The following is a 21916-nucleotide window of genomic DNA, read 5'->3' on the forward strand; positions in this document are numbered from 1 at the left end:
TGCACACAAAAATACCGGCGCTGGGGCGGCCAGTTTTGCGCTAACGCAAATTGCCGGCCGAATGGCGTGCAATCACAAAGTCCTGAAAGTCCGCGCCATGGAGGCAGAATGGCCAAGGTCGACCCGTCACTGGTTGCGCATTTGCCGCTGTTTGCCGGCTTCACGACCGAGGAGCTCGAGGAGATCCTGCGCGAGGCGCGCTCGTCACGTCATCCGAAGAACAGTGCGGTCTTCGCGCAAGGGGAGGACGCGCATTCCTTCTTCCTGCTGCTGCACGGCCATGTCCGCGCCGCCAAGACCACGCCGACCGGCGAGCAGATCGTGGTGCGCTACGTCGCGCCCGGCGAGACGTTTGGGCTGGCGATGGCGATCGGGCTCACGCAATATCCGGCGACCGCGACCGCGGTCGACGACAGCGTCGTGCTGGCCTGGCCGACCGGCGCCTGGCCGCGGCTGGTCGAGAGGTATCCCGCGCTCGCGACCAACACGCTGCAAACCGTCGGCACGCGCTTGCAGGAGAGCCACACCCGCGTGCTGGAAATGTCGACCCAGCAGGTCGAGCAGCGCGTCGCGCATGCGCTGCTGCGGCTTGCCAAGCAATCCGGCAAGAAGCTCGATCACGGCATCGAGATCGATTTTCCGATCAGCCGCCAGGACATCGCGCAGATGACCGGTACCACGCTGCACACCGTGAGCCGCATCCTGAGCGGCTGGGAGAGCCAGGGCCTCGTCGAAAGCGGCCGCCAGCGCATCATCCTGCGCGAGCCGCACAGGATCTTCGTGCTCGCCGAGCAGAGCGCACAGGGCGGGTCGGCGGGTTGATCACGCCGGCACGCTCTCGCACAGCGCGGCCAGGAATTTTGCGCGATCGATGCCATGCTCGCGGCAGGCATCGTCGACGGTGTGGAAGCAGGCGATCGGACAGCCGACGCACGCCATCCGGAATTCCAGGAACACGCGGATCGTGTGCGGCGCCGAGCGCATGATGTCGTCGACGAGATCGTCAGATCGGAAGGACATGGGCAACTCCGTTCCGATGAGACGATAGCGGCGCCGCCAGCAACCTCTTTGTCGAAGCGCAAGCTCGCGCCGGTTCCGTTGGCTCGTCACACCGCCCGGCTGTGAAGCTGCCTGGCGGCGTCCAGATGCGCGTCGAAGGCGGCAGCGACGCTGCGGACGAAGAAGCGGGAGTCCCTGGCGACCGCGAGCTGGTCGCCCTCGAGCCTGACCACGCCGTCGGAGATCAGCGTCTTCAGCCGCGGCGCGGATTGCAGCATGCTATCGGCCCGCGCGCCGTGCCGAGCGCAGATCGCGCCGAGATCGGCGCCGTAGTCGCACATGATGCGCTCGATGATGTCGGCGCGCAGCCGGTCGTCGCCGGTCAGCGCATAGCCCTTGACGGTTGCGAGGCCGCCGGCCTCGATGGCCTTCGCATAGCCGACGATCGACACCTCGTTCTGCACATAGCCTTGCGGCAGGTGGCCGATGGCGCTGGCGCCGAAGCCGAGCAGCACATCGCTTACGTCGGTCGTGTAGCCCTGGAAATTGCGGCGCAGAGTCTTGCTCTCGAAGGCCAGCGCCATGGCGTCGTCCGGCCGCGCGAAATGGTCGAGCCCGATCTGCACATAGCCTGCGTCCTTCAGCGCGTTGGCGATCGCGCAGGCCTGGTCGTGACGCGCCGGACCGTCAGGCAGGAACGCCTCGTCGATCTTGCGCTGGTGCTTCTTGAAGGTCGGCACATGGGCATAGCCGAACACCGAGAAACGGTCGGGCTCAAGCTCCAGGCTGCGCCGCACCGTGTCGAGACAGGAGGCGATGGTCTGGTGCGGCAATCCGTAGATCAGGTCGAAATTGACGCCCTTGATGCCGGCGCGCCGCAAGTTCTGCGTGACGGCGGCGGTCTGCTCGAAGGTCTGCACGCGGTTGATCGCAAGCTGCACGCGCGGATCGAAGCTCTGCACGCCGAGGCTGGCGCGGTTGACGCCACCAAGCGCCAGCGCGGCGGTCATCTCAGCCGTCAGCGTCCGCGGATCGATCTCGATCGCGATCTCGGCCGACGGCAGCACGAAGTACGCCTGCCGGATCGCCGCCATCAATTCGGTGAAGGCCTCGGGCGCCATGATCGTCGGCGTGCCGCCGCCGAAATGGATGTGAGCAACCTTGATGCGGCGGCCGATGGTGTCGGCCACCAGATCGACCTCGCGGCGCAGCGTCCGCTGATAGGCGATGATCAGATCGTCGCGGCGGGCGATCTGGGTGTGGCAGCCGCAGTACCAGCACATCTTCCGGCAGAATGGCACGTGCAGATAGAGCGAGGCGTTGACGCTGGCGGGAAGCTCGGCGAGCCATTGGCCGTAGGCCTCGGCGTCGACCATCTGCGAGAAATGTGGGGCGGTCGGGTAGCTCGTGTAGCGCGGCAGACGTTCGTCGCCGTAGCTCGCCGCCAGATCCGCTCTCATGTCCTGATCCAATCCTGATGTCGAGATCTTGCGGGATGCGCGCCCCGCAGCTACCTCAGGTACTTCCGATTTGGCCGGTCCACCTTGCGCTCGCTCAAAGTGCCGCGGAATTGGGGCATCGGAACTTTGCGCTCGCGCAAAGCGCGCATGGTGCTTTCGGCGCTAGCTGCGCGTCTCGAACCAGGGAAACAGCCGCCATGAACCGTTCCAGACTCGCACTCACCTGTGCGGCCGCCGCACTGTCGTGCCTTTGGTCGCAACCGGCGCTGGCCGGTGATGCGAGGCATGGCGATCTCGCCATCAGCATGGCCTGGAGTCGCGCGACGCCCGGCGGCGCCAAGGTCGCCGGCGGCTATCTCACCATCGAGAACAAGGGAGCCGCGCCGGAACGATTGAAGACGGCATCGACGCCGCTCGCCGCCAAGACCGAAATCCACGAGATGGCGATCAACAACGGCGTCATGACCATGCGCCCGCTCGAAGGCGGCCTTTCGATCGCGCCGGGACAATCCGTGCAGCTCGCGCCGGGCGGCGGACATCTGATGTTCGAGGGCCTCAAGGCGCCGCTGCACCAGGGCGATCAGGTGCCGGTCACGCTGTCATTCGAGCACGCTGGCGAGGTGAAGGTGACGCTCGACGTGCGGGCCCTAGGCGCACAAGCGCCCGAAGCTGCAAACAGCGCGCAAGGGCGGCAACAGTCGAGCACCGCGCAAGCCCCGGAGCAAACCAACAACGCACGAGCGCCTGAACCTGCACCGCGCACTGAAGCCGCAGCGGCTGCATCCGCGCCAGCCGCCAGCGACGCGGACGAGAGCTTCTTCACGCATCTGCATGCCGAGAAAGCCATGGCCAATGTCACGGTCTCGCCCGGCCGCGCCGGCCCCGTCGAGATCGCGATCCAGCTTGAAGATGCGAATGAGTTGCCGCTTGCAGCAAGCTCCGTGTCGGTCACGCTCGGCAATATCGAGCATGGCATCGCGCCCGTCACTGCGAATGCAGAGCGCGTCGGTCACGATCAATGGCGCGTCACGATGTCGGCGCCACTGCCCGGACGCTGGTCGCTCGGTCTCGACATCCACATCACGCCGTCGGATGCAGTTAACGTCGTGTCTCCGATCCTGCTTCGGTAAGCGACCCAAGTACTGCTCCGGAGGCAAATCAGGCGAAAGGTTGTTGCAGCGCAAACTATCTTGCACCAGGAAGCGCAGAGTAGGTCCCGTCATCAAAACCATTTCAGATGAAGGATGCTTCCGATGTTCACCCGCAGAGCCGCATTGATCAGCGCCGCCGCGACCGCCCTGATGCTGGCGACCCCCGCTTTTGCCGCCGACGATCTCAAATTGCCGCGGCAGAAGGTCGAGCTGGTCGCACCGCCCTTCGTGCATGCACACGAGCAGGCCACCAAGCAGGCGCCCAGGATCATGGAGTTCACGCTCACGATCCAGGAGAAGAAGGTCGTCATCGACGAGAAGGGCACCACCTTCCAGGCGATGACCTTCAACGGCTCGATGCCGGGCCCGCTGATGGTGGTGCATGAAGGCGACTACGTCGAGGTGACGCTGGTCAACCCTGCCACCAACACCATGCCGCACAACATCGACTTCCACTCCGCGACCGGTGCCCTTGGCGGCGGCGCCCTCACGCTGGTCAATCCCGGCGAGCAGGTCGTGCTGCGCTGGAAGGCCACGAAGACCGGCGTGTTCGTCTATCACTGCGCACCGGGCGGCGCGATGATTCCGTGGCACGTCGTCTCCGGCATGAACGGCGCCGTGATGGTGCTGCCGCGCGACGGGCTGAACGACGGCAAGGGCCACGCGCTGAAATACGACAAGGTCTACTACATCGGCGAGCAGGACATGTATGTGCCGCGCGACGAGAAGGGTAACTTCAAGTCCTACGACTCGCCCGGAGAGGCCTACACCGACACCGAGGAGGTGATGAAGAAGCTCACTCCGAGCCACGTCGTGTTCAACGGCAAGGTCGGCGCACTCACCGGCAAGAACGCGCTGACCGCCAATGTCGGCGAGAACGTGCTGATCGTGCACTCGCAGGCCAATCGCGACAGCCGTCCGCACCTGATCGGCGGCCATGGCGACTATGTCTGGGAGACCGGCAAGTTCTCCAACGCGCCGGAGACCGGGCTCGAGACCTGGTTCATCCGCGGCGGCTCGGCGGGGGCTGCGCTGTACAAGTTCCTGCAGCCCGGCATCTACGCCTATGTCACGCATAATTTGATCGAGGCCGCCAATCTCGGTGCCACCGCGCACTTCAAGGTCGAAGGCAAGTGGAACGACGACCTCATGACCCAGGTGAAGGCACCTGCGGAAATCTCGGCTCCGACCAACTAGCGTGCATGAGGGGCCGGTGACGACCGGCCCCTTCTTCTTTCGGGGGGACTCCCATGCTGATCGCATTCAAGCTGAAGCTGGTGCTCGCCTGCGTTGCCGGATTCGCAACGCCGCTTGCCGTTGCGCCTCTGGTCACTGATGTCGTCACGCGCGGCGCGGCGAGCGAACCGGCGATCGTCGAGATCGCCGCCGGCAGTTTCATCTATCGTGCCGCCGGAGATTTCACCCGCGCGGGCCAACAGGCGGAAGCGCCGCTGCGCAAGTTACGCTTTGCAAAGCCGCTTGCGATCATGCAACAGCAGGTGTCCTCCGCCGACTATCAGCTCTGCGTGCAGGACGGCGCGTGCCGCGCGCTCGACCGCGACGTCGTGGTCGCACCGGATCGCGCCGCGGTGCAGGTGAGCTGGCACGATGCGCAGGCCTATGCCGCCTGGCTGTCGCGCAAGACCGGCAAGACCTGGCGCCTGCCGAGTGACGAGGAATGGGCCTTTGCCGCCGGCAGCAAGTTCAGGGACGATGGATCGCCGGTCGATGCCGCCGATCCCTCAAAGCGCTGGATCAGCCGCTACGAGCGCGAATCCGAACGCGACCGGTCGGACGCCGCGACGCATCCGTTCGGCAAGTTCGGCGTGAATGAGCATGGGGTCTCGGATGTCGCAGGCAATGTCTGGGAATGGACCTCGACCTGCTTCGTGCGCGATCGGGTCGACGAGAACGGCATTGCGGGCCGTCAGACCGTGAATTGCGGCGTGCGCGTCGCCGAAGGCGCCCACCGTGCCTACGTCACTGACTTCATACGCGACGCCCGCGCCGGCGGCTGCGCGCAAGGCGTCCCGCCCGCCAATCTCGGCTTCCGCCTGGTGCGCGAGGAGACGTCCTGGGTTGGGAGCGTATCGCAACGACTTGGCGGGGCGTTGTCGGCGAGGTCGTGACCGATGGTAGTGACCGCGCCCCATGCCTTTCCAATGTCGTCCTGGCGAAAGCCAGGACCCATAACCACCGAATTCAGTTTTGGCGAGACTAGCAGTCCTTCGGGACTATCACCTATCGCAATCGATAGACCTCGCGGTATGGGTCCTGGCCTTCGCCAGGACGACACCGAGGATGTGGAGACGCTCTACTGCCTCACTGCCTCGCAGCGCCGCAGGGTGGGCAAAGCGAAGCGTGCCCACCATCCATCCGCGTAAGTTGGTGGGCACGACGCGCGAAGGGCGCGTCTTTGCCCACCCTACGATTCTACGGCTGCAAGAACGAAAATGGCCGGGACATACCCGGCCACATCGGCAACGAACGAATTCGCCGCTTACGTATTCTTCAGCGCGACGCGAAACTCGGCTTCGGTCTTGGACTTGACCTCGTCGAGCGTGACGCCGTCGGCGAGCTCGATCAGGGCCATGCCGCCGTCGCCGTGCTTGTCGATGGTGAACACGGCCAGATCCGTGACGACCATGTCGACGACGCGCTCGCCGGTCAGCGGCAGGGTGCAGCTTTTCAGGAGCTTCGCGCCGTCCTTGGCGGAATGCTCCATCACCACCACGACGCGCTTGACGCCGGCGACGAGATCCATCGCGCCGCCCATGCCCTTGACCATCTTGCCGGGGATCATCCAGTTGGCGAGGTCGCCGTTCTGGGCCACCTGCATGGCGCCGAGGATCGACAGGTCCATGTGGCCGCCGCGGATCATGCCGAAGGAATCCGCGCTCGAGAAATAGCTGGTCGAGGGCAGCTCACTCACGGTCTGCTTGCCGGCATTGATGAGATCGGCGTCTTCCTCGCCCTCATAGGGGAACGGACCCATGCCGAGCATGCCGTTCTCGCTCTGCAGGCTCACGTCCATGCCGTCGGGGATGTAGTTCGACACCAGCGTCGGAATGCCGATGCCGAGATTGACGTAATAGCCGTCACGCAATTCCTTTGCGGCGCGCGCGGCCATCTGTTCACGGGTCCAGGCCATCTTATTCTCCTGTAGTCCTTAGTTGCGCATGATCTTGCCGGAAAACCGGTGTCCACTTTTCCGGATCATGCGCTCAAGCTGCCGGGCGCGGGCGGGTGTTGCGGAATTCGATGCGCTTCTTGGTCGTGCCGACCTCGACGATGCGCTTCACGAAAAGACCGGGCGTGTGGATGTGGTCGGGATTGAGTTCACCAGCCGGAACCAGATGCTCGACCTCGGCCACCGTGATCTTCGCGGCGGTCGCCATCATCGGGTTAAAGTTGCGCGCGGTCTTGCGGTAGATGAGATTGCCGGCGGTGTCGCCCTTCCAGGCGTGGACGATGGCGAGGTCGGCGAACAGGCCGCGCTCCATCAGGTACTTCTGCCCGTCAAACTCCTTCACCTCCTTGCCCTCGGCGATCAGAGTACCGACGCCGGTCTTGGTGTAGAAGGCCGGAATGCCCGCGCCACCGGCGCGGATGCGCTCGGCGAGCGTGCCTTGCGGGTTGAATTCGAGTTCCAGCTCGCCCGCGAGATACTGCTGGGCGAACAGCTTGTTCTCGCCGACATAGGAGGAGATCATCTTCTTGATCTGGCGGGTTTCCAGCAGGCGGCTGAGCCCGATGCCGTCGACGCCGGCATTGTTGGAGACCACCGTCAGGCCCTTGACGCCGGAATCGCGGATCGCGTCGGAGAGCGCCTCAGCGATGCCGCAGAGGCCGAAACCGCCCGACATGATCATCATGCCGTCCTTGAGAATGCCATCGAGAGCCGACTTGGCGTCGGGATAGACCTTGTTCATGCGGAAAACCTTGGGGTGTGAGGCGTTAAGCCCGTTGTTGCCGGGATTATTAGGCGAAATGATCTTGAGCCGTCAATGATACGGGGTTTCCGGCGCGCGGGCCCGATGATACAGCCTGCCCACGGCGTGGGCATAACCGCCTCCCCGGCCTTGAAAGCGACAAGAAAACCCATCAAGTTGCGGGACTTGTACGTGGGGCGCGTTAGGCTCCCGGCTCGTCCCGTTGAGCACCCGCCAACCCAACCCGATCAGGACATGCCATTGACGTTGGCCCAAGGAATGAAGCGCCTGGGGACGCCGATTGCGGCGCTGCTCAGCATCGTGCTGATCGCCCTGGTCGCGACCTCCTGGCTGATCAACCGCGACGCGCTGCGCAAGGCGGTGGAGGGCCAGATCCGCGCCGTCACCGGGCTCGAGCTCAATGTCGCTGGCGCCATCGACATCTCGGTGCTGCCGGCGAGCTATGTCTCGTTCCATGACGTCAGCCTGAAGGGTCCCGGCGGGGACAGCGATCCGGCTCTGCATGTCGACGTGCTCACCGCGAATTTGCGGCTGCTGCCGCTCCTGCTGCAGCGCTTCGAGATCGCAGATCTGATGCTGCTGCGGCCGCATATCCATGTCAGCCTCGAGGCCAATGGCGACAGCAACTGGACCCCCTTCATCCAGACCATCGCGCGCACCATGAAGCCGGGCTCCGACAACCAGGTGTCGTTCTCCGAGATCCGGGTCCAGGACGGCGTGCTCGACTACGAGGACGTCGCCAGCCACGGCACCGAAAAGTTCGAGGACATCGACCTGTCGCTGGCATGGCCCTCGATCTCGCGCTCCTTTGCCGCCACCGGGCAGTTTGACTGGCGCGGCGAGCGCGTCGACGGTTCGATCAGCTTCTCCGATTTCGTCGCAGCGCTCTCCGGCGACCGCTCGGGCCTGAAGGCGCGGATCACCAGCCCGCCGCTCAAGCTCGCCTTCGACGGCAGCGTCGCCAACCGCACCAGCGCGATGATGGAAGGCACGCTCACCATCGACAGCCCGTCCTTGCGCAATGCGCTGCGCTGGACCGGCCAGCCGCAGCCGGGCAGCGGCGGCTTCGGCCGTTTCGCGCTCAAGGCGCGGGCCAACGTGGTGGGCGCCTCGATCGCGCTCACCAACGTCAATGTCGAGCTCGACGGCAACGTCGCCGAGGGCGTGATGACCTACGCCAACAACGGCCGGCAGTCGCTCCAGGCAACGCTCGCCGCCGACGCGCTCGACTTCACGCCCTACATCTCGACCTTCCGCCTGCTGGCAAGCGGCGCGCGCGACTGGAACAGGCAGCTGTTCGACCTCAACGGGCTGTCGACCACCGATCTCGACATGCGCCTGTCTGCAGCGCGGCTGACGGTCGGGCCGTCGAAACTCGGCCGCACCGCGATCGGCGCGAATTTGCGCAACGGCACGCTGGCGCTCTCGGTCGGCGAGGCGCAGGTCTATGGCGGCATCGCCAGGGGCTCGTTCGGGATTGCACGCTCCGACACGGTGGCCGACGTCAAGGCGCAATTCCAGTTCATCGACGTCGATTTGCAGGCCTGCACCTCCGAGCTGTTCGGCATCAACAAGCTGTCCGGCCGCGGCAACATCAACGTGTCGCTGGTCGCCTCCGGCTCGAGCCCGTTCGGCCTCGTGCAATCGCTCGACGGTACCGCCTCGGTGACAGGACATGACGGCGCGATCTCCGGCTTCAATGCCGAGCAGCTGTTGAAGCGGCTGGAGCGGCGGCCGCTGTCGGGCGGCGGCAATTTCCGCAGCGGCTCAACTCCGTACAACGACATGACGCTGTCTGTGAAATTCGCCGACGGCATCGCGACCGCCGACGACATCCACATCGACGGACCGACGGCGAAGATCACGCTGACCGGCACCGCCTCGGTGCCGACGCGCGAGTACGACATGAAGGGCGTGGCGAGCCTGAACGGCGCGTCCGGCTTCGAGCTGCCTTTCGTGGTGCAGGGGCCCTGGGACGATCCGCTGATCTTCCCCGATCCGGAAAGCCTGATCCGCCGCTCGCCCGCGTCCGCGCCGCTGCTCGAATCCGTGCGCAATCCCAAGACGCGCGACGCCGTGCGCTCGGTGCTCGAGCGCTTCACCGGCGCCAAGCCCGCCGCGCCCGATGCCGCGGCCGCGCCGACGGCAGAGAACGCGAAGGAAAGCGCCAAGGACGGCGCGAAATCCAATTAGTGGCGTGCAACTAACATCGCGCGAATTGATTGCCGTGAATTGATGCGTCGATTGGATCGATGCGCAACGTTAAGAACGTTCGCGGGCGAAATACCCCTCGACCTAGGTCTGACAAGATGCCGCTAGATCGGCCCCCGCCCATGCGCTAGTGTTTTCTCCGACCGGTTAAAACACCGGCGACTTCAGGGAGAGAAACGTGAAATCAAGGGTTATTGGCGCATTTTCACTTGCGGTTGCTGCGGTCGGGCTGTTCGCAGCCACTGCACCCGCATTTGCCCAGCAGAAAACGATCACTGTCTGGTGGGGCAAGGGATTTTATAAATCTGAAGACGACGCGCTGCTCGATACGATCAAGAAATTCGAGGCGAAGACCGGCATCAAGGTCGAATTGTCGCAGTACGCGATCCAGGACATGATTCCGAAGACGGTGGCCGCGCTCGATGCCGGCACCGTGCCGGACGTCGCCTATTCCGACTCCTACGACGTGCAGGCGCAGGGCAAGTGGGCCTATGAGGGCAAGCTCGAGGATCTGTCCGACGTCATGGAGCCGATCAAGGACCGGTTCGTGCCGAACACGCTTGAAGCGTCGATCCTCTACAACGACGTCGCCAAGAAGAAGGCCTATTACGGCTTTCCGCTGAAGCAGCAGAGCATGCACGTCCAGATCTGGGGCGACATGCTGGAGAAGGCCGGCTTCAAGCAGAGCGATATCCCGAACGACTGGGCCGGCTACTGGACCTTCTGGTGCGACAAGGTGCAGCCGGCGATCCGCAAAGCGACCGGCCAGCGCATCTACGCCGTGGGCCAGCCGATGGGCGTTGAATCCACCGACGCCTTCCAGTCGTTCTACACCTTCATGGACGCCTACCACGTCAAGCTCGTCGACGACGACGGCAAGCTCCTGGTCGACGATCCCAAGGTCCGCGACGGCCTGATCAAGGCGATGAAGGACTACACCGACACCTACATCAAGGGCTGCACGCCGCCTTCCTCCACGACCTGGAAGGATCCGGACAACAACGTCGCCTTCCACAACAAGACCATCGTGATGACCCACAACTTCACGATCTCGATCGCGGCAAAGTGGTTCGAGGACTCCACCAACCAGAACCTGACGCCGGAGCAGCGCGAAGCCGGCAAGAAGGCCTATGAGCAGGACATCATCACCGCGTCCTTCCCGAAGGCGCCTGATGGTTCGACCATCCGCTACCGCTCCGACGTCAAGACCGGGCTGATCTTCACAGCGGCCAAGAACAAGGCCGAGGCCAAGCAGTTCATCAGCTTCCTGCTCCAGGAAGAGAACGTCCGCCCCTACATCGAAGGCGCGCTCGGCCGCTGGTTCCCGGTGACGAAGGAAAGCCAGGCGAGCCCGTTCTGGCAGGCCGACCGGCACCGCAAGGCGGTCTACAACCAGTTCACCGGCGGCACCGCGCCGTTCGACTTCACCAAGAACTGGAAGTTCACGATCCTGAACAACGAGAACGTCTGGGCCAAGGCGATGAACCGGGTGGTGAGCGAGAAGGTTCCGGTCGACAAGGCCGTCGACGAGCTCATTGCCCGCATCAAGCAGGTCGTGAGTTAAGGTCATTCTCCCTCTCCCTGCTTTGCGGGGAGAGGTGTAAAACAAACCCGGCCGCATTTTGCGGCCGGCAGCTCGTTTGAAGAGTTCGAGAAGAATGGCGATCACGCTCTCTGGCGATCAAGCGGTAGCCTCGCCGCCTCTGTCGTCGCGGCTGACCCCGGCGCAGGTCTGGGGCATCGTGCTGCTCGCACCCTATTTCCTGGTTTTCCTGGCTTTCGTCGTCTATCCCGTCTGTTACGGGTTGTGGCTGGCGCGCCATCCCGAGAGCTATGTCGCGCTCTACAACGACCCGATCTTCGCGCGCGCCGCGGTCAACACGCTGATCTTCCTGGTCATCGGCATCAACATCAAGATGCTGATCGCGCTGTTCCTGTCCGGCTTCTTCGCCCAGCAGCGCACCTGGATCAAATGGCTTTCGGTGATCTTCATCCTGCCCTGGGCGGTGCCCTCGATCCCGACCATCCTGTCGGTGCGCTTCATGCTCAATCCCGAATGGGGCATGGTCAACCATTTCATCTTCAGCCTCACCGGCGATGACGGCCCGAACTGGCTGAACGATCCGACCGTCGCGCTGTCCATGGCGATCGGCGTGCACATCTGGAAATCGCTGCCGTTCTGGACGCTGATTCTGATCACCGGACGCCTTGCGATCTCGCACGATCTGTTCGAGGCCGCCGAGGTCGACGGTGCGAGCTGGTGGCAGAAATTCCGCTACATCACCTGGCCGTCGATGCAGACGCTCTACGTGACCTGCACGCTGCTCTCGATGATCTGGACGCTCGGCGATTTCAACAGCGTCTACCTCCTGACCGGCGGCGGCCCGGCCGACCTTACGCACGTGCTGTCGACGCTCGGCATTCGCTATCTCCGGCTCGACCAGCTCTCGCTCGCGATGGCTTCCATCGTCTGCGCGATGCCGTTCGTCCTGCCGCTCGTGTACTTCATGATGAAACGGTTGTCGCGATGAAGCTCCCTACCCTGCGCGAAGTCGCGACCGAAGCAAAGTTGCTGCTGATCGGAATCCCGGTCTTCATCTGGACGATGGTGCCGATCTATCACATGTTCCTGTTCGCGATCTCCCCGAAGGAGGACGCGTTCTCCGGAAAGCTGTGGCCGGACCATCCGACGCTGCACAACTTCTCGATTGTGTTCAATCAGCAGCACTATTTCCTGCGCGACTTCTACGTCCAGTTCTGGAATTCGGTGGTGATCGCGGCCGCCGTCGGCGCGCTGACGCTGTTCATCGCGACCGCCGCGGCGTTCTCGATCTCCCGGCTCAAGGTGCCCGGCGGGCGCGTGGTGATGAACCTTGCGCTCTTCACCTATTTCATTCCGGCGGCGTTCCTCGCCGTGCCGATGTATCGCACCATGGCCAATTACGGCCTGCTCAACAATCACTGGTCGCTGATCCTGGCGATGGTCACCATCGCCTCGCCCTATGCGATCTGGGTGCTGAAGCAGGCTTCCGACAAGCTGCCGGTCGAGCTCGATGAAGCCGCGGTGATGGACGGCGCCACCACGCTGCAGATCTTCCGCCTGGTCTATCTGCCCCTGATGATGCCCTCGCTGGTCGCGATCGGCACCTACGCGGTGCTGCTCGCCTGGAACGAATATCTCTACGCGTTCCTGCTGCTGTCGAACGACCGCGAGATCACCCTCCCCGTCGCGCTCGGCAACTTCCTCGCCGCCGACGATTCGCCGTGGGAGCTGCTGATGACGACCGGCTTCATCTACGCGCTGCCGCCGGCCGCGATCTACTACGCCTTCCGCCGCTACATGGTGGGCGGGCTTACCGCCGGCGCGGTGAAGTCCTAAGGCATTCCCACACTCACAATGGCGCCGCGCTCTCGCCCTGCGAGCTCGACAGCTTCGAGGCGAGCGAGGCAATGACGATGACGATGGCGATCAGGCCTATCACCAGCGTGCAGATGGCGTTGATCTCGGGCTTCACGCCGAGCCGCACCTCGGAATAGATACGGATCGGCAGCGTCGCCGAGCCGGGGCCGGTGGTGAAGCTCGCGATCACGAGATCGTCCAGCGACAGCGTGAACGCCAGCATCCAGCCGGCCACGATCGCGGGCGCGATCAGCGGCAGCGTGACCAAAAGGAAGGCACGGACGGGGCCGCAGCCGAGGTCCATGGCGGCCTCCTCGAGCGAGCGGTCGAGCGAGCCGAGGCGCGACTGGACCACGACAGCGACGAAGCACATCGTCAGCGTGGTATGCGCGATCGTCACCGTCCAGAAGCCGCGCTCGGCATTCAAGGCGACGAACAGCAGCAGGAGGGACAGGCCGGTGATGACCTCGGGCATCACCAGCGGCGCGTAAAGCATGCCCGAGAACAGCGTGCGGCCGCGAAATCCTTCGCCGCGCGACAGCGCCACCGCCGCCAGTGTTCCAAGCACGGTCGCGATGCTGGCCGAAGCGACGGCGACGCGCAGGCTCATCCAGGCCGCCTCGATCATGGCGCGGTCGTTGAAGAACTCGCGGTACCAGCGCAACGACCAGCCGCCCCACACCGTCACCAGCCGCGAGGCATTGAAGGAATAGATGACGAGAATGAGGATCGGCAGGTAAAGGAACGCCAGCCCCAGCGCGAGCGAGGCGACGTTGAAGCGGGACAGGCGAGCGACCTTGCGCATCACCGCTCCTCCAATTGCCGCCGCTGGACCCGCTCGTACAGCAACAGCGGTGCCAGCAGCACCACCAGCAGGATGATGGCGGCGGCGGAAGCGACCGGCCAGTCCTTGTTGGTGAAGAATTCCAGCCACAGCGTTTGCCCGATCATCAGCGAATTCGAGCCGGCGAGCAGATCCGGGATCACGAACTCGCCGACGATCGGAATGAAGCAGAGCAAGACGCCGGCGCCGACGCCGGGCAGTGACAGCGGAAAGGTGACGAGCCAGAACACCGCCCCCGGCGGCGCGCCGAGATCGGCGGCGGCCTCCTCCAGCACCGACTCCATCTTGGCCAGGGTCGCATAGAGCGGCAGGATCATGAACGGCAGATAGGAATAGACGATGCCGAGATACATCGCGCTGTCGGTGGAGAGCCACACCACCGGCTGGCTGACGACGTGGAGCGCGAGCAGGATTTTGTTCAAGAGCCCGTCATGCTGCAGGATGTTGATCCAGGCGTAGATGCGGATCAGGAACGAGGTCCAGAACGGCACGATCACCAGCACCATAGCCACCGCCTGCCAGCGCGTCGGCAGCCGTGCCATGCCGTAGGCTATGGGATAGCCGATCAGGAGCAGGATCGCGGTGGCGGTGACTGCGACGGTGATGCTGCGCACATACGCGAATACGTAGAGGTCGTCGGAGACCAGCAGCTTGAAATTGTCGATCGAGAGCGCGCCGAACGCGGCCTTGATCGCCGCCCATCCGGCGGTCAGGTCGAACACCGGCTCGTAGGGCGGCTGCGCGATCGCCGTCTGCGACAGGCTGATCTTCAGCACGAAGCCGAAAGGCACCAGGAAGAACAGCGCCATCCAGAGGTAAGGCGCGATCGCGGCGAAACGCGCGGGTCTCGCAAAGATGCGGCGCGCGCTCATTGCTCCAGCACCACGCAATCATTGGACGTGAACCAGGCCACCACGCGCTGGTTCACGCTGTACGCATCGGTGTCGCGGCGCGTCGTATTCGCGATCGCGGACTGCACGGTGCCACCCGCATCGAGTTTCACCCTGTAGGTGGTGCTGCCGCCGAGATAGCAGATATCGGTGACGGTGCCCTCGAGCCGATTGATCGCCGGCCCCTGGTCCGCATCACCGCCGAGCCCACGGCGCGAAAGTTTGACCTTCTCGGGGCGGATCGCGACCGACACCGTCGGCTTGCCGACCGCCGCGCGCGGCTCGGCCACGACGAGCGTTCCGGCATCGCGGGTGACGACGATTGCGCGGTAGGCCTCATGCGATTGCAACTCGCCTTCGAACAGGTTGATATCGCCGACGAACTGCGCGATCCAGCGCGAGCGCGGAGCTTCATAGAGCTCGCGCGGCGATGCGACCTGGACGAGCCTGCCCGCATCCATCACGCCGATTCGCGTCGCCATCGTCATCGCCTCCTCCTGATCGTGGGTGACGATGATGAAGGTCATGCCGAGCCGGCGCTGCAACTCCATCAGCTCTCCTTGCGTGCTCTCGCGCAATTTCTTGTCGAGCGCGGCCAGCGGCTCGTCGAGCAGCAGCAGTTGCGGGCGGCGCGCCAGCGCACGCGCCAGCGCGACGCGCTGCCGCTGGCCGCCGGAGAGCTGGTCCGGCCTGCGCTTCTCCATGCCCTCCAGCTTCACCAGCGCGACCATCTCGGCCACGCGCGTGGCGATATCGGCGCGCGCCATGCCGGCACGCTTCAGACCGAACGCGATATTGTCGCGCACCGACAGATGCGGAAACAGCGCGTAGCTCTGGAACATCATGTTGATGGGCCGCTCATGCGGCAGCGTCTGCGCGATGTCGTTGCCACCGAGCAGGATGCGCCCTTGGTCCGGCGCCTCGAAACCGGCCAGCATGCGCAATAGCGTGGTCTTGCCGCAGCCGGAGGGACCGAGCAGCGCAAAGAACTCGCCGGCACCGATATCGAGCGACACGCCATCGACCGCGCGGAACGCGCCGAAATTCTTCACCACGCCGTCAATGCGCAGCAGCGGACGCTCCGTCGCCGGATGCACGCCCGGCCTGGCCACGGCGGCCGCCTTGATCCCCTCGAGTTCGTCAGCCATGTTCCCTGCCGGCCCCAATGCAGCCGCACGCTAGCGGCGGAACGTTCCCGGCTCAACCGGTTCGATGCCGATCATTCACACCGCATTCGCCATGAACGCCGCCAGCGCGTCGCGATCGGCGGGCGGCATGGTCAGGCCGAGCTTGGAGCGGCGCCACAGGATGTCGTCGGGGAAGCGGGCCCATTCGGATTGCATGAGGTAGCGTACCTCGGCTGCCGTGAGTTCGGGACCGAAAGCCGGCCCAAGCTCGGCACGACTCTTGGCCTCGCCCAGCACGCCCGACAGCCGCGAGCCATAGGCGCCGAGCAGGCGCTGCGCCTGCGCCTCGGAGAGAAAGCGCCAGCGATCACGTGCGGCATCGACTTCCGCCTCGAAGTTCTGCCAGGGAAAGTCCCCGCCCGGAAGCGCGACCGCCGCCGTCCAGGGCCGCGACATCGGGTAGAACGGCGTCAGCCTGGTCACCGCGCGCTCCGCGCGCCATCGCGCGGTCGTGACATCGCCGCCGAACATCGTGAGCAGCGGCGCCTTGCGCCGCCTCGCATCGAAGGCGAGCGCACCATCCCGCCAGCGCCCGGCCTCGGGCGCCAGATTGACGCCCGAGATCGTCCGCATCACATCGACCGGCACGACGGGCTCGCGGAAATAGCGACTGGCAGCCTCGCAGAGATAGGTCACATCTGCGGCCGGCACGGCGACGATCGCCGGATCGCCCCTGAAGGCGTGCGTGACGGTGCCGATCAGGGTGAAATCGCGCTCGAACGGGCTTGCGAAGATCAGCCGGCCGTCGCTGTTCTGGAAAACGTAGACGTTGTCGGGCTCGAACAGCCGCGGCACGACGATCTGGCTGATCTGCACGGCAGCGCCTGCGCGCGGTGGCGGCTGTCGGAGCACGGTCTCGGCGACGCTCACGCTCCATCCGCCGCTGGTGTTCGCGAGTGCGCGGGTCGTGATGACCCTGCGGTGGCCGCGATCGACGACGGCGAGCCGCCAGATGTCGGTGCGATCCGCCCGCACACAGCGCGCGCCAGTACGGATCACCGCGCCACGCTCCGCCGCATCCAGCGCGGTCAGGACTGTGAGCCTGGAATCATCGACGACGCAGTCCGAATATTCAAAGGCGGTGCCGAACGGCCGTTTCAGGGCGTTGCCAACCGGATGATGCGTGATGTCGATGGTCGCGGACGGCGGCAAGCCGCCGCGCCCCGCAAGGCGGTCGTAGAGCAGCAGACCGGCGCGCAGCATCCAGGGCGGACGCTCGTCGGAATGCGCGGGGATCACGAAACGCATCGGGCGGACCAGATGCGGGGCGATCGCGAGCCACACCTTGCGCTCGGCCAGCGCCCGGCGCACACGACGGAAGCGGCGACGCTCCAGCACCGAGAGATCGCCGTGGATCAAATGCGGCGTCGCCGAGGAAGCTGCGCCACCGAGATCGCCCTGCTCGAACAGAATGACGCGAAGGCCGCGCCCGGCGGCGTCGCGCGCGATGCTGACGCCGTTCAGGCCACCGCCGATGATCGCGAGGTCGTAATCCGCCATGAAGCCGTCGTGAACGAACGAAGCAAGGACTTCGTCATCACTAGCCGGTCTTGAGCGCAAGCTCCATCGTCTCGGCGCGGCCGATCAGGCGGCCATATTGGCCGATCGGCAGGGGCTTGCCGAGCAGATAGCCCTGCACGCCGTCGCAACCCTCCTTGGCGAGGAAGGCGAGCTGCTCGATCGTCTCGACGCCTTCGGCGATGATCGACATTTCGAGGCCGTGACCGAGATCGATCACGGCGCGCACGATCGCTGCCGATTGCGGGTTGCGGCCGAGATTGATCACGAAGGCGCGGTCGATCTTGATCTTGTCGAACGGGAACGCCTGGAGATAGCTCAGTGAGGAATAGCCGCTGCCGAAATCGTCCATCGAGATGCGCACGCCCAGCGCCTTCAACCGGCGCAGCAGCGCGAGGCCGCGATCAAAATCCTCGATCAGCACGCCCTCGGTGATTTCGAGCTCGAGCCGGCCGGGCGACAGCCCGGTCTCCAGCAGGATCGAGTGGACGAGGCCGACCACGTCGCCATGGGCAAACTGTGCGGGCGACAGGTTGACCGCGACCTGGAGCGGCTTGGCCCAGGAGGCCGCCTCGCGGCAGGCCTGGCGCAGGATCCACTCGCCCATCTCGACGATCAGGCCGCTCTCCTCCGCAATTGGGATGAACTCGGCCGGCGAGACCTGGCCGCGGACCGGATGCTGCCAGCGCGCCAGCGCCTCGAAGCCGATGATCTCGCTCTCGGCGACGGTGTGGCCGGCGACGGCCTGCGGCTGGAATGCGAGCGAGAGCTCACCGTTCTTGATCGCTTTCGACAGGTCCTGGTGCAGCACGCGGCGGTCGCGAATCTGCTGGTCCATCTCGGGCTGGTAGAGGCTGATCGTGCCGCGCGACTTCTGCTTGGCGCGGAACAGCGCCGCCCCGGAATTGGCGAGCAGCGAAGCAGCGTCCGCGCCGTTGTGCGGGAAGACCGATATGCCGGTGGTGACCCCGGCGCGCACCGCGCGGCCGTCGATCTGGAATTCCTGGGAAAGGGCTTCACCGAGCTGGCGCGCCAGCGCGAGACCCGTGTCGGGCTGCTTGCCATCGATGATCAGGCCAAACTCGTCGCCGGACAGGCGCGCGACCACGCCGCCACGGGCGGCGTCCTGGAGCCGCTGGGCGACCTCGACCAGGAGCTTGTCGCCGAGCGCATGGCCGAAGACGTCGTTGACCTCCTTCAGCCCGTCGAGATCGACACAGAGCACCTGTCTCTTATACACATCTTTGATCAGATATTCCGGCTCGCCGGCATCGCTGAGCACGGTGGCGCGGCGGGTGAGGAAAAGCCGCAGGCCATCCTTGGTCGAGATCGGATGCTCCTCGGTGATCATTCCCCGCTTCTTGATCGCGGCCTCGTCGCGCGCGATGATCAGCTTGGCTTCCTTGGCGTTGAAGATGTCGGAAGCGGTGAGGCCCGTGGCATCCTCGCGCTTGCGGTTGAGGATCGCCTCGGCGCTGCGATTGGCGAGCAGATAGCGGCCGTCCTTGACCTGCTCCACGATCAGCGCCACGGGGATGTTGTCGACCACGAGCTCGAGGAATTTCTTGGTGCTCTCCAGCTGCTCCGAGAGCGAGCGGCGGTTGGTCACATCCTCGAACAGCGCAATCAGGAATTCGGGCTGGTTGTTCTGGTTGCGGGCAATCACGCGGACCGAGGACAGCACGCGGTTCTCCGCGCCCCGCTCGACCTTGATCTCGCTGCGGTACTGACCCTCGGCCGACGCCAGCGCCGCGCGATCCGCCGCCTCGATGCTGGCTGCGGTGGCAGGGCGGAAGATCTCGTCGGCGCGCTTGCCGACGATGCGATCGCGCGAATAGCGCGAGAAACGCTCGAAGGCGCGGTTGGCGAAGATGTAGCGGCCGTCCTCGATGTTCTTCGCGGCCACACAGACCGGGACGTTGTCGAGCACCGATTCCAGGAATTGCTTGGTGGAGGCAAGCTGCCGCGACAGGTTGCGCTGCTCGCTGACGTCGAGATGCGTCGCCACCGAGCCGCCATTCGGCAGCACGAAATATTTCACCAGGATGGCCCGCCCCTCCGGCAGCTCGGTGATCAGGCCGTTCGAGCTGGCGGCCTTCTCGTAGAACTCCTCGTCGGTCACGCCGAGCACGCCGCGATCGCGACGCAGCCTGAGCATGTCGGGCCCGGTCATATCGGCCCAGAGGTCCGAGCGCGCCAGCCCGTAGATTTCGAGATAGCGGTCGTTGCAGAAGATAATCCGTTGCTGAGCGTCGGTCATCACGACGCCCTGGTTCAGATTGTTCATGGCGGACGAAACGAAAGCATTGCGCCGCAACTGCATGCGCCTGGCTCGCCGTAACGCCGAGTGAATCCACAGCACGATGGCGGCCAGGAGCGAGCACACTGCGATGCCGCCGAGCAGCGCCTCCCAGACCAGATTGGGATCGAGCCGGCCCAGATAGCTTTGCGGGGCGAAATTGTCGGACAGCGCAAAGGCGCGCGCGGGCGCGACCGTGCCGGCCAGGCACGCCAAGGCCTGCACAGACGTCAGAATCGTGCCGCTCGCGTGCCAGTTCTTGTCAGCCATCAGCCACCCGCGATTTCAACTCCGGATTGTCTGGCCTCACGGGTTGGGATCGGGTAAACGCCTGTCAGCACGACAGAAAAATGTGACGCCAGATACGGCAATTGCCCTGACATGATAAATTCTTCCTTAATGGAGAGCCGCCTCGGGTGCGGTTCCTTAAGCCTCTCGTTAAGCCCCTTGTTAAGCTCCTTGTTAAGCTCCTTGGCCCTGCCGCTCACGGACCTCCCGCCCCACCATGGATAGAGTTGACTGCGTCGTCATCGGAGCGGGGGTGGTCGGGCTCGCGATCGCCCGAAAGCTCGCCCAGGCCGGGCGCGAGGTGATCGTGCTTGAAGCGGCGGAGGCGATCGGCACCATCACCTCCTCGCGCAACAGCGAGGTGATCCATGCCGGGATCTATTACCGGGCCGGGAGCTGGATGGCGCGGCTGTGCGTCAGCGGCAAGCATGCGCTCTACCGCTACTGCGCCGAGCGCGACATCCCGCACAGAAATTGCGGCAAGCTGATCGTCGCTACCAATCCGAAAGAGACCGAGAAGCTGCAATCGATCAAGGCGCATGCCGAGGCCAATGGCGTGCTCGACATGCAGATGCTCGCAGGCGACGCCGCGCGCGCGCTGGAGCCGGCGCTCGCCTGCGATGCCGCGTTGCTCTCGCCCTCGACCGGCATCATCGACAGCCATGCCTACATGCTCTCGCTGCGCGGCGAGGCCGAAGCGGCGGGCGCTGCGTTCGCGTTTCACACGCCGCTGATCCGCGCCAAGGCCTCAGGCGGCGTCATCGAAATCGATGCTGGCGGCGAGGCGCCGATGACGCTGCAATGCAGCCTGCTGGTCAACGCAGCAGGTCTTTCCGCGACGACCGTGGCGCGCAGCGTCGACGGCATGCCTCTGGAGCGGATTCCGCCGGCCTATCTTGCCAAGGGCAACTATTTCAGCTGTAGCACCAAGGCACCATTCTCACGGCTGATCTATCCCGTGCCCGAGCCCGGCGGGCTCGGCGTGCACCTCACCCTGGACATGGCAGGCCAGGCGCGCTTCGGTCCCGACGTGGAATGGATCGAAACGATCGACTATGCCGTCGATCCCGCACGCGCAGAGCGATTCTATCCGGCAATCCGCAAATACTGGCCGGACCTGCCTGATGGCGCGTTGATGCCGAGCTATTCGGGCATACGGCCGAAGATCGTCCCGCCGGCGGTGGCCACGCAGGATTTCCTGATGCAGGGCCCGCGCGATCACGGCGTGGACGGCCTCATCAATCTCTTCGGTATCGAGTCGCCCGGCCTGACGTCATCACTTGCGATCGCCGACCACGTCGCCGAGCTCGCAAGCATCTAGGCTTCGCACGAAATCAATCGCACGACGCTCCGCACCTCGACGTAGGGATGTGCGCAACAGCTCTCATCCCTACGTGAAGGGGTGCGAGATCAGGCCTATTCTGTACGGGGGTTACTAGTGGAGCGTGTCGTCGGTACCGTGCCTCAACCGCTCGATCTGGTCCTTGACCATCAACTTCCGGCGCTTCAACTCAACAATTTGCAGGTCGTCTGTTGAAAGGTGCACGAGAGCTTCGTGCAATTCGTTTTCGAGAAGTTTGTGTTTCCGCTCCAATTCAACAAGATGTGCCTGAATTGTCATTCGAAACCTCCTCGGTAGGGTTGAACCTCAGAATTCGATCCGGACGGAGAAGTGTACATCACCGATTCGTTCTGTCGATAAGTATCCGTAGTCCC

The 21916-nt window shown here is 64.6% G+C and carries 18 protein-coding genes and 1 pseudogene; 9 read left to right on the plus strand and 10 right to left on the minus strand.

What is annotated here, in order from left to right; all coding sequences use genetic code 11:
- Positions 1 to 108: 108 nt before the first annotated feature.
- Positions 109 to 822, plus strand: coding sequence for a Crp/Fnr family transcriptional regulator (locus SO180_RS00180; RefSeq protein WP_449376831.1), 714 nt, complete (start codon positions 109 to 111; stop codon positions 820 to 822).
- Here SO180_RS00180 and SO180_RS00185 read toward each other — a convergent pair whose 3' ends face one another.
- Both SO180_RS00185 and hemN read right to left on the minus strand, forming a co-directional pair.
- Positions 823 to 1020, minus strand: a complete 198-nt coding sequence (locus SO180_RS00185) for a DUF1858 domain-containing protein (RefSeq protein WP_449376832.1) — start codon at positions 1018 to 1020, stop codon at positions 823 to 825.
- 86 nt (positions 1021 to 1106) lie between these two features.
- Positions 1107 to 2459: an oxygen-independent coproporphyrinogen III oxidase gene (hemN, locus tag SO180_RS00190; protein ID WP_449376833.1), complete on the minus strand. Its 1353-nt coding sequence runs from the start codon at positions 2457 to 2459 to the stop codon at positions 1107 to 1109.
- A 197-nt stretch (positions 2460 to 2656) separates the two neighbouring features.
- On the opposite strand from hemN, the pseudogene SO180_RS00195 reads away from it, so the two are divergent.
- From SO180_RS00195 to SO180_RS00205, 3 genes and pseudogenes are all read left to right on the plus strand, one after another.
- Positions 2657 to 3124 (plus strand): annotated as a pseudogene (locus SO180_RS00195) (copper chaperone PCu(A)C); the annotation flags it as partial.
- Between the two features lie 588 nt (positions 3125 to 3712).
- The gene (gene nirK, locus SO180_RS00200) at positions 3713 to 4807 is read left to right on the plus strand and encodes a copper-containing nitrite reductase (RefSeq protein ID WP_449376834.1); all 1095 of its coding nucleotides are present in this window, start codon (positions 3713 to 3715) and stop codon (positions 4805 to 4807) included.
- A gap of 53 nt (positions 4808 to 4860) precedes the next feature.
- Positions 4861 to 5739, plus strand: a complete 879-nt coding sequence (locus SO180_RS00205; protein ID WP_449376835.1) for a formylglycine-generating enzyme family protein — start codon at positions 4861 to 4863, stop codon at positions 5737 to 5739.
- A 371-nt stretch (positions 5740 to 6110) separates the two neighbouring features.
- Here the strand turns inward: SO180_RS00205 and SO180_RS00210 are convergent, their stop codons facing one another.
- Entirely contained in the window at positions 6111 to 6761 is a 651-nt protein-coding gene (locus tag SO180_RS00210; RefSeq protein ID WP_027525194.1) for a CoA transferase subunit B, read from the minus strand.
- A gap of 73 nt (positions 6762 to 6834) precedes the next feature.
- Positions 6835 to 7542 (minus strand): CoA transferase subunit A, encoded by a 708-nt coding sequence (locus SO180_RS00215; RefSeq protein WP_449376836.1) that lies wholly within the window; start codon positions 7540 to 7542, stop codon positions 6835 to 6837.
- A 255-nt stretch (positions 7543 to 7797) separates the two neighbouring features.
- On the opposite strand from SO180_RS00215, the gene SO180_RS00220 reads away from it, so the two are divergent.
- The 4 genes from SO180_RS00220 to SO180_RS00235 all read left to right on the plus strand — a co-directional run bounded on the left by SO180_RS00220 (position 7798) and on the right by SO180_RS00235 (position 13153).
- Positions 7798 to 9756, plus strand: a complete 1959-nt coding sequence (locus SO180_RS00220) for an AsmA family protein (protein ID WP_449376837.1) — start codon at positions 7798 to 7800, stop codon at positions 9754 to 9756.
- A 196-nt stretch (positions 9757 to 9952) separates the two neighbouring features.
- Positions 9953 to 11338 (plus strand): ABC transporter substrate-binding protein, encoded by a 1386-nt coding sequence (locus tag SO180_RS00225; protein ID WP_449376838.1) that lies wholly within the window; start codon positions 9953 to 9955, stop codon positions 11336 to 11338.
- Between the two features lie 94 nt (positions 11339 to 11432).
- Positions 11433 to 12305: a carbohydrate ABC transporter permease gene (locus SO180_RS00230; RefSeq protein WP_449376839.1), complete on the plus strand. Its 873-nt coding sequence runs from the start codon at positions 11433 to 11435 to the stop codon at positions 12303 to 12305.
- A complete protein-coding gene (locus SO180_RS00235; RefSeq protein WP_449376840.1) occupies positions 12302 to 13153 on the plus strand; it encodes a carbohydrate ABC transporter permease in 852 nt (283 codons plus the stop codon). Before SO180_RS00230 ends, SO180_RS00235 begins: the two co-directional genes overlap by 4 nt.
- Positions 13154 to 13166: 13 nt before the next feature.
- Here the strand turns inward: SO180_RS00235 and SO180_RS00240 are convergent, their stop codons facing one another.
- From SO180_RS00240 to SO180_RS00260, 5 genes are all read right to left on the minus strand, one after another.
- A complete protein-coding gene (locus SO180_RS00240; protein WP_449376841.1) occupies positions 13167 to 13979 on the minus strand; it encodes an ABC transporter permease in 813 nt (270 codons plus the stop codon).
- Complete coding sequence (locus tag SO180_RS00245) at positions 13979 to 14890, minus strand: ABC transporter permease (protein ID WP_449376842.1); 912 nt, start codon at positions 14888 to 14890, stop codon at positions 13979 to 13981. Before SO180_RS00245 ends, SO180_RS00240 begins: the two co-directional genes overlap by 1 nt.
- The gene (locus SO180_RS00250; RefSeq protein ID WP_449376843.1) at positions 14887 to 16056 is read right to left on the minus strand and encodes an ABC transporter ATP-binding protein; all 1170 of its coding nucleotides are present in this window, start codon (positions 16054 to 16056) and stop codon (positions 14887 to 14889) included. Before SO180_RS00250 ends, SO180_RS00245 begins: the two co-directional genes overlap by 4 nt.
- 75 nt (positions 16057 to 16131) lie before the next feature.
- Positions 16132 to 17595, minus strand: a complete 1464-nt coding sequence (locus SO180_RS00255) for a glycerol-3-phosphate dehydrogenase (protein WP_449376844.1) — start codon at positions 17593 to 17595, stop codon at positions 16132 to 16134.
- Positions 17596 to 17635: 40 nt separating this feature from the next.
- Complete coding sequence (locus SO180_RS00260) at positions 17636 to 20182, minus strand: sensor domain-containing protein (protein ID WP_449376845.1); 2547 nt, start codon at positions 20180 to 20182, stop codon at positions 17636 to 17638.
- Between the two features lie 235 nt (positions 20183 to 20417).
- Between SO180_RS00260 and SO180_RS00265 the strand changes: the two genes are divergently transcribed.
- A complete protein-coding gene (locus tag SO180_RS00265; protein WP_449376846.1) occupies positions 20418 to 21521 on the plus strand; it encodes an NAD(P)/FAD-dependent oxidoreductase in 1104 nt (367 codons plus the stop codon).
- A 114-nt stretch (positions 21522 to 21635) separates the two neighbouring features.
- Here the strand turns inward: SO180_RS00265 and SO180_RS00270 are convergent, their stop codons facing one another.
- Positions 21636 to 21821 (minus strand): YdcH family protein, encoded by a 186-nt coding sequence (locus SO180_RS00270; protein WP_449376847.1) that lies wholly within the window; start codon positions 21819 to 21821, stop codon positions 21636 to 21638.
- Between the last annotated feature and the right edge of the window lie 95 nt (positions 21822 to 21916).

It is taken from the genome of Bradyrhizobium sp. UFLA05-112, assembly GCF_053572325.1.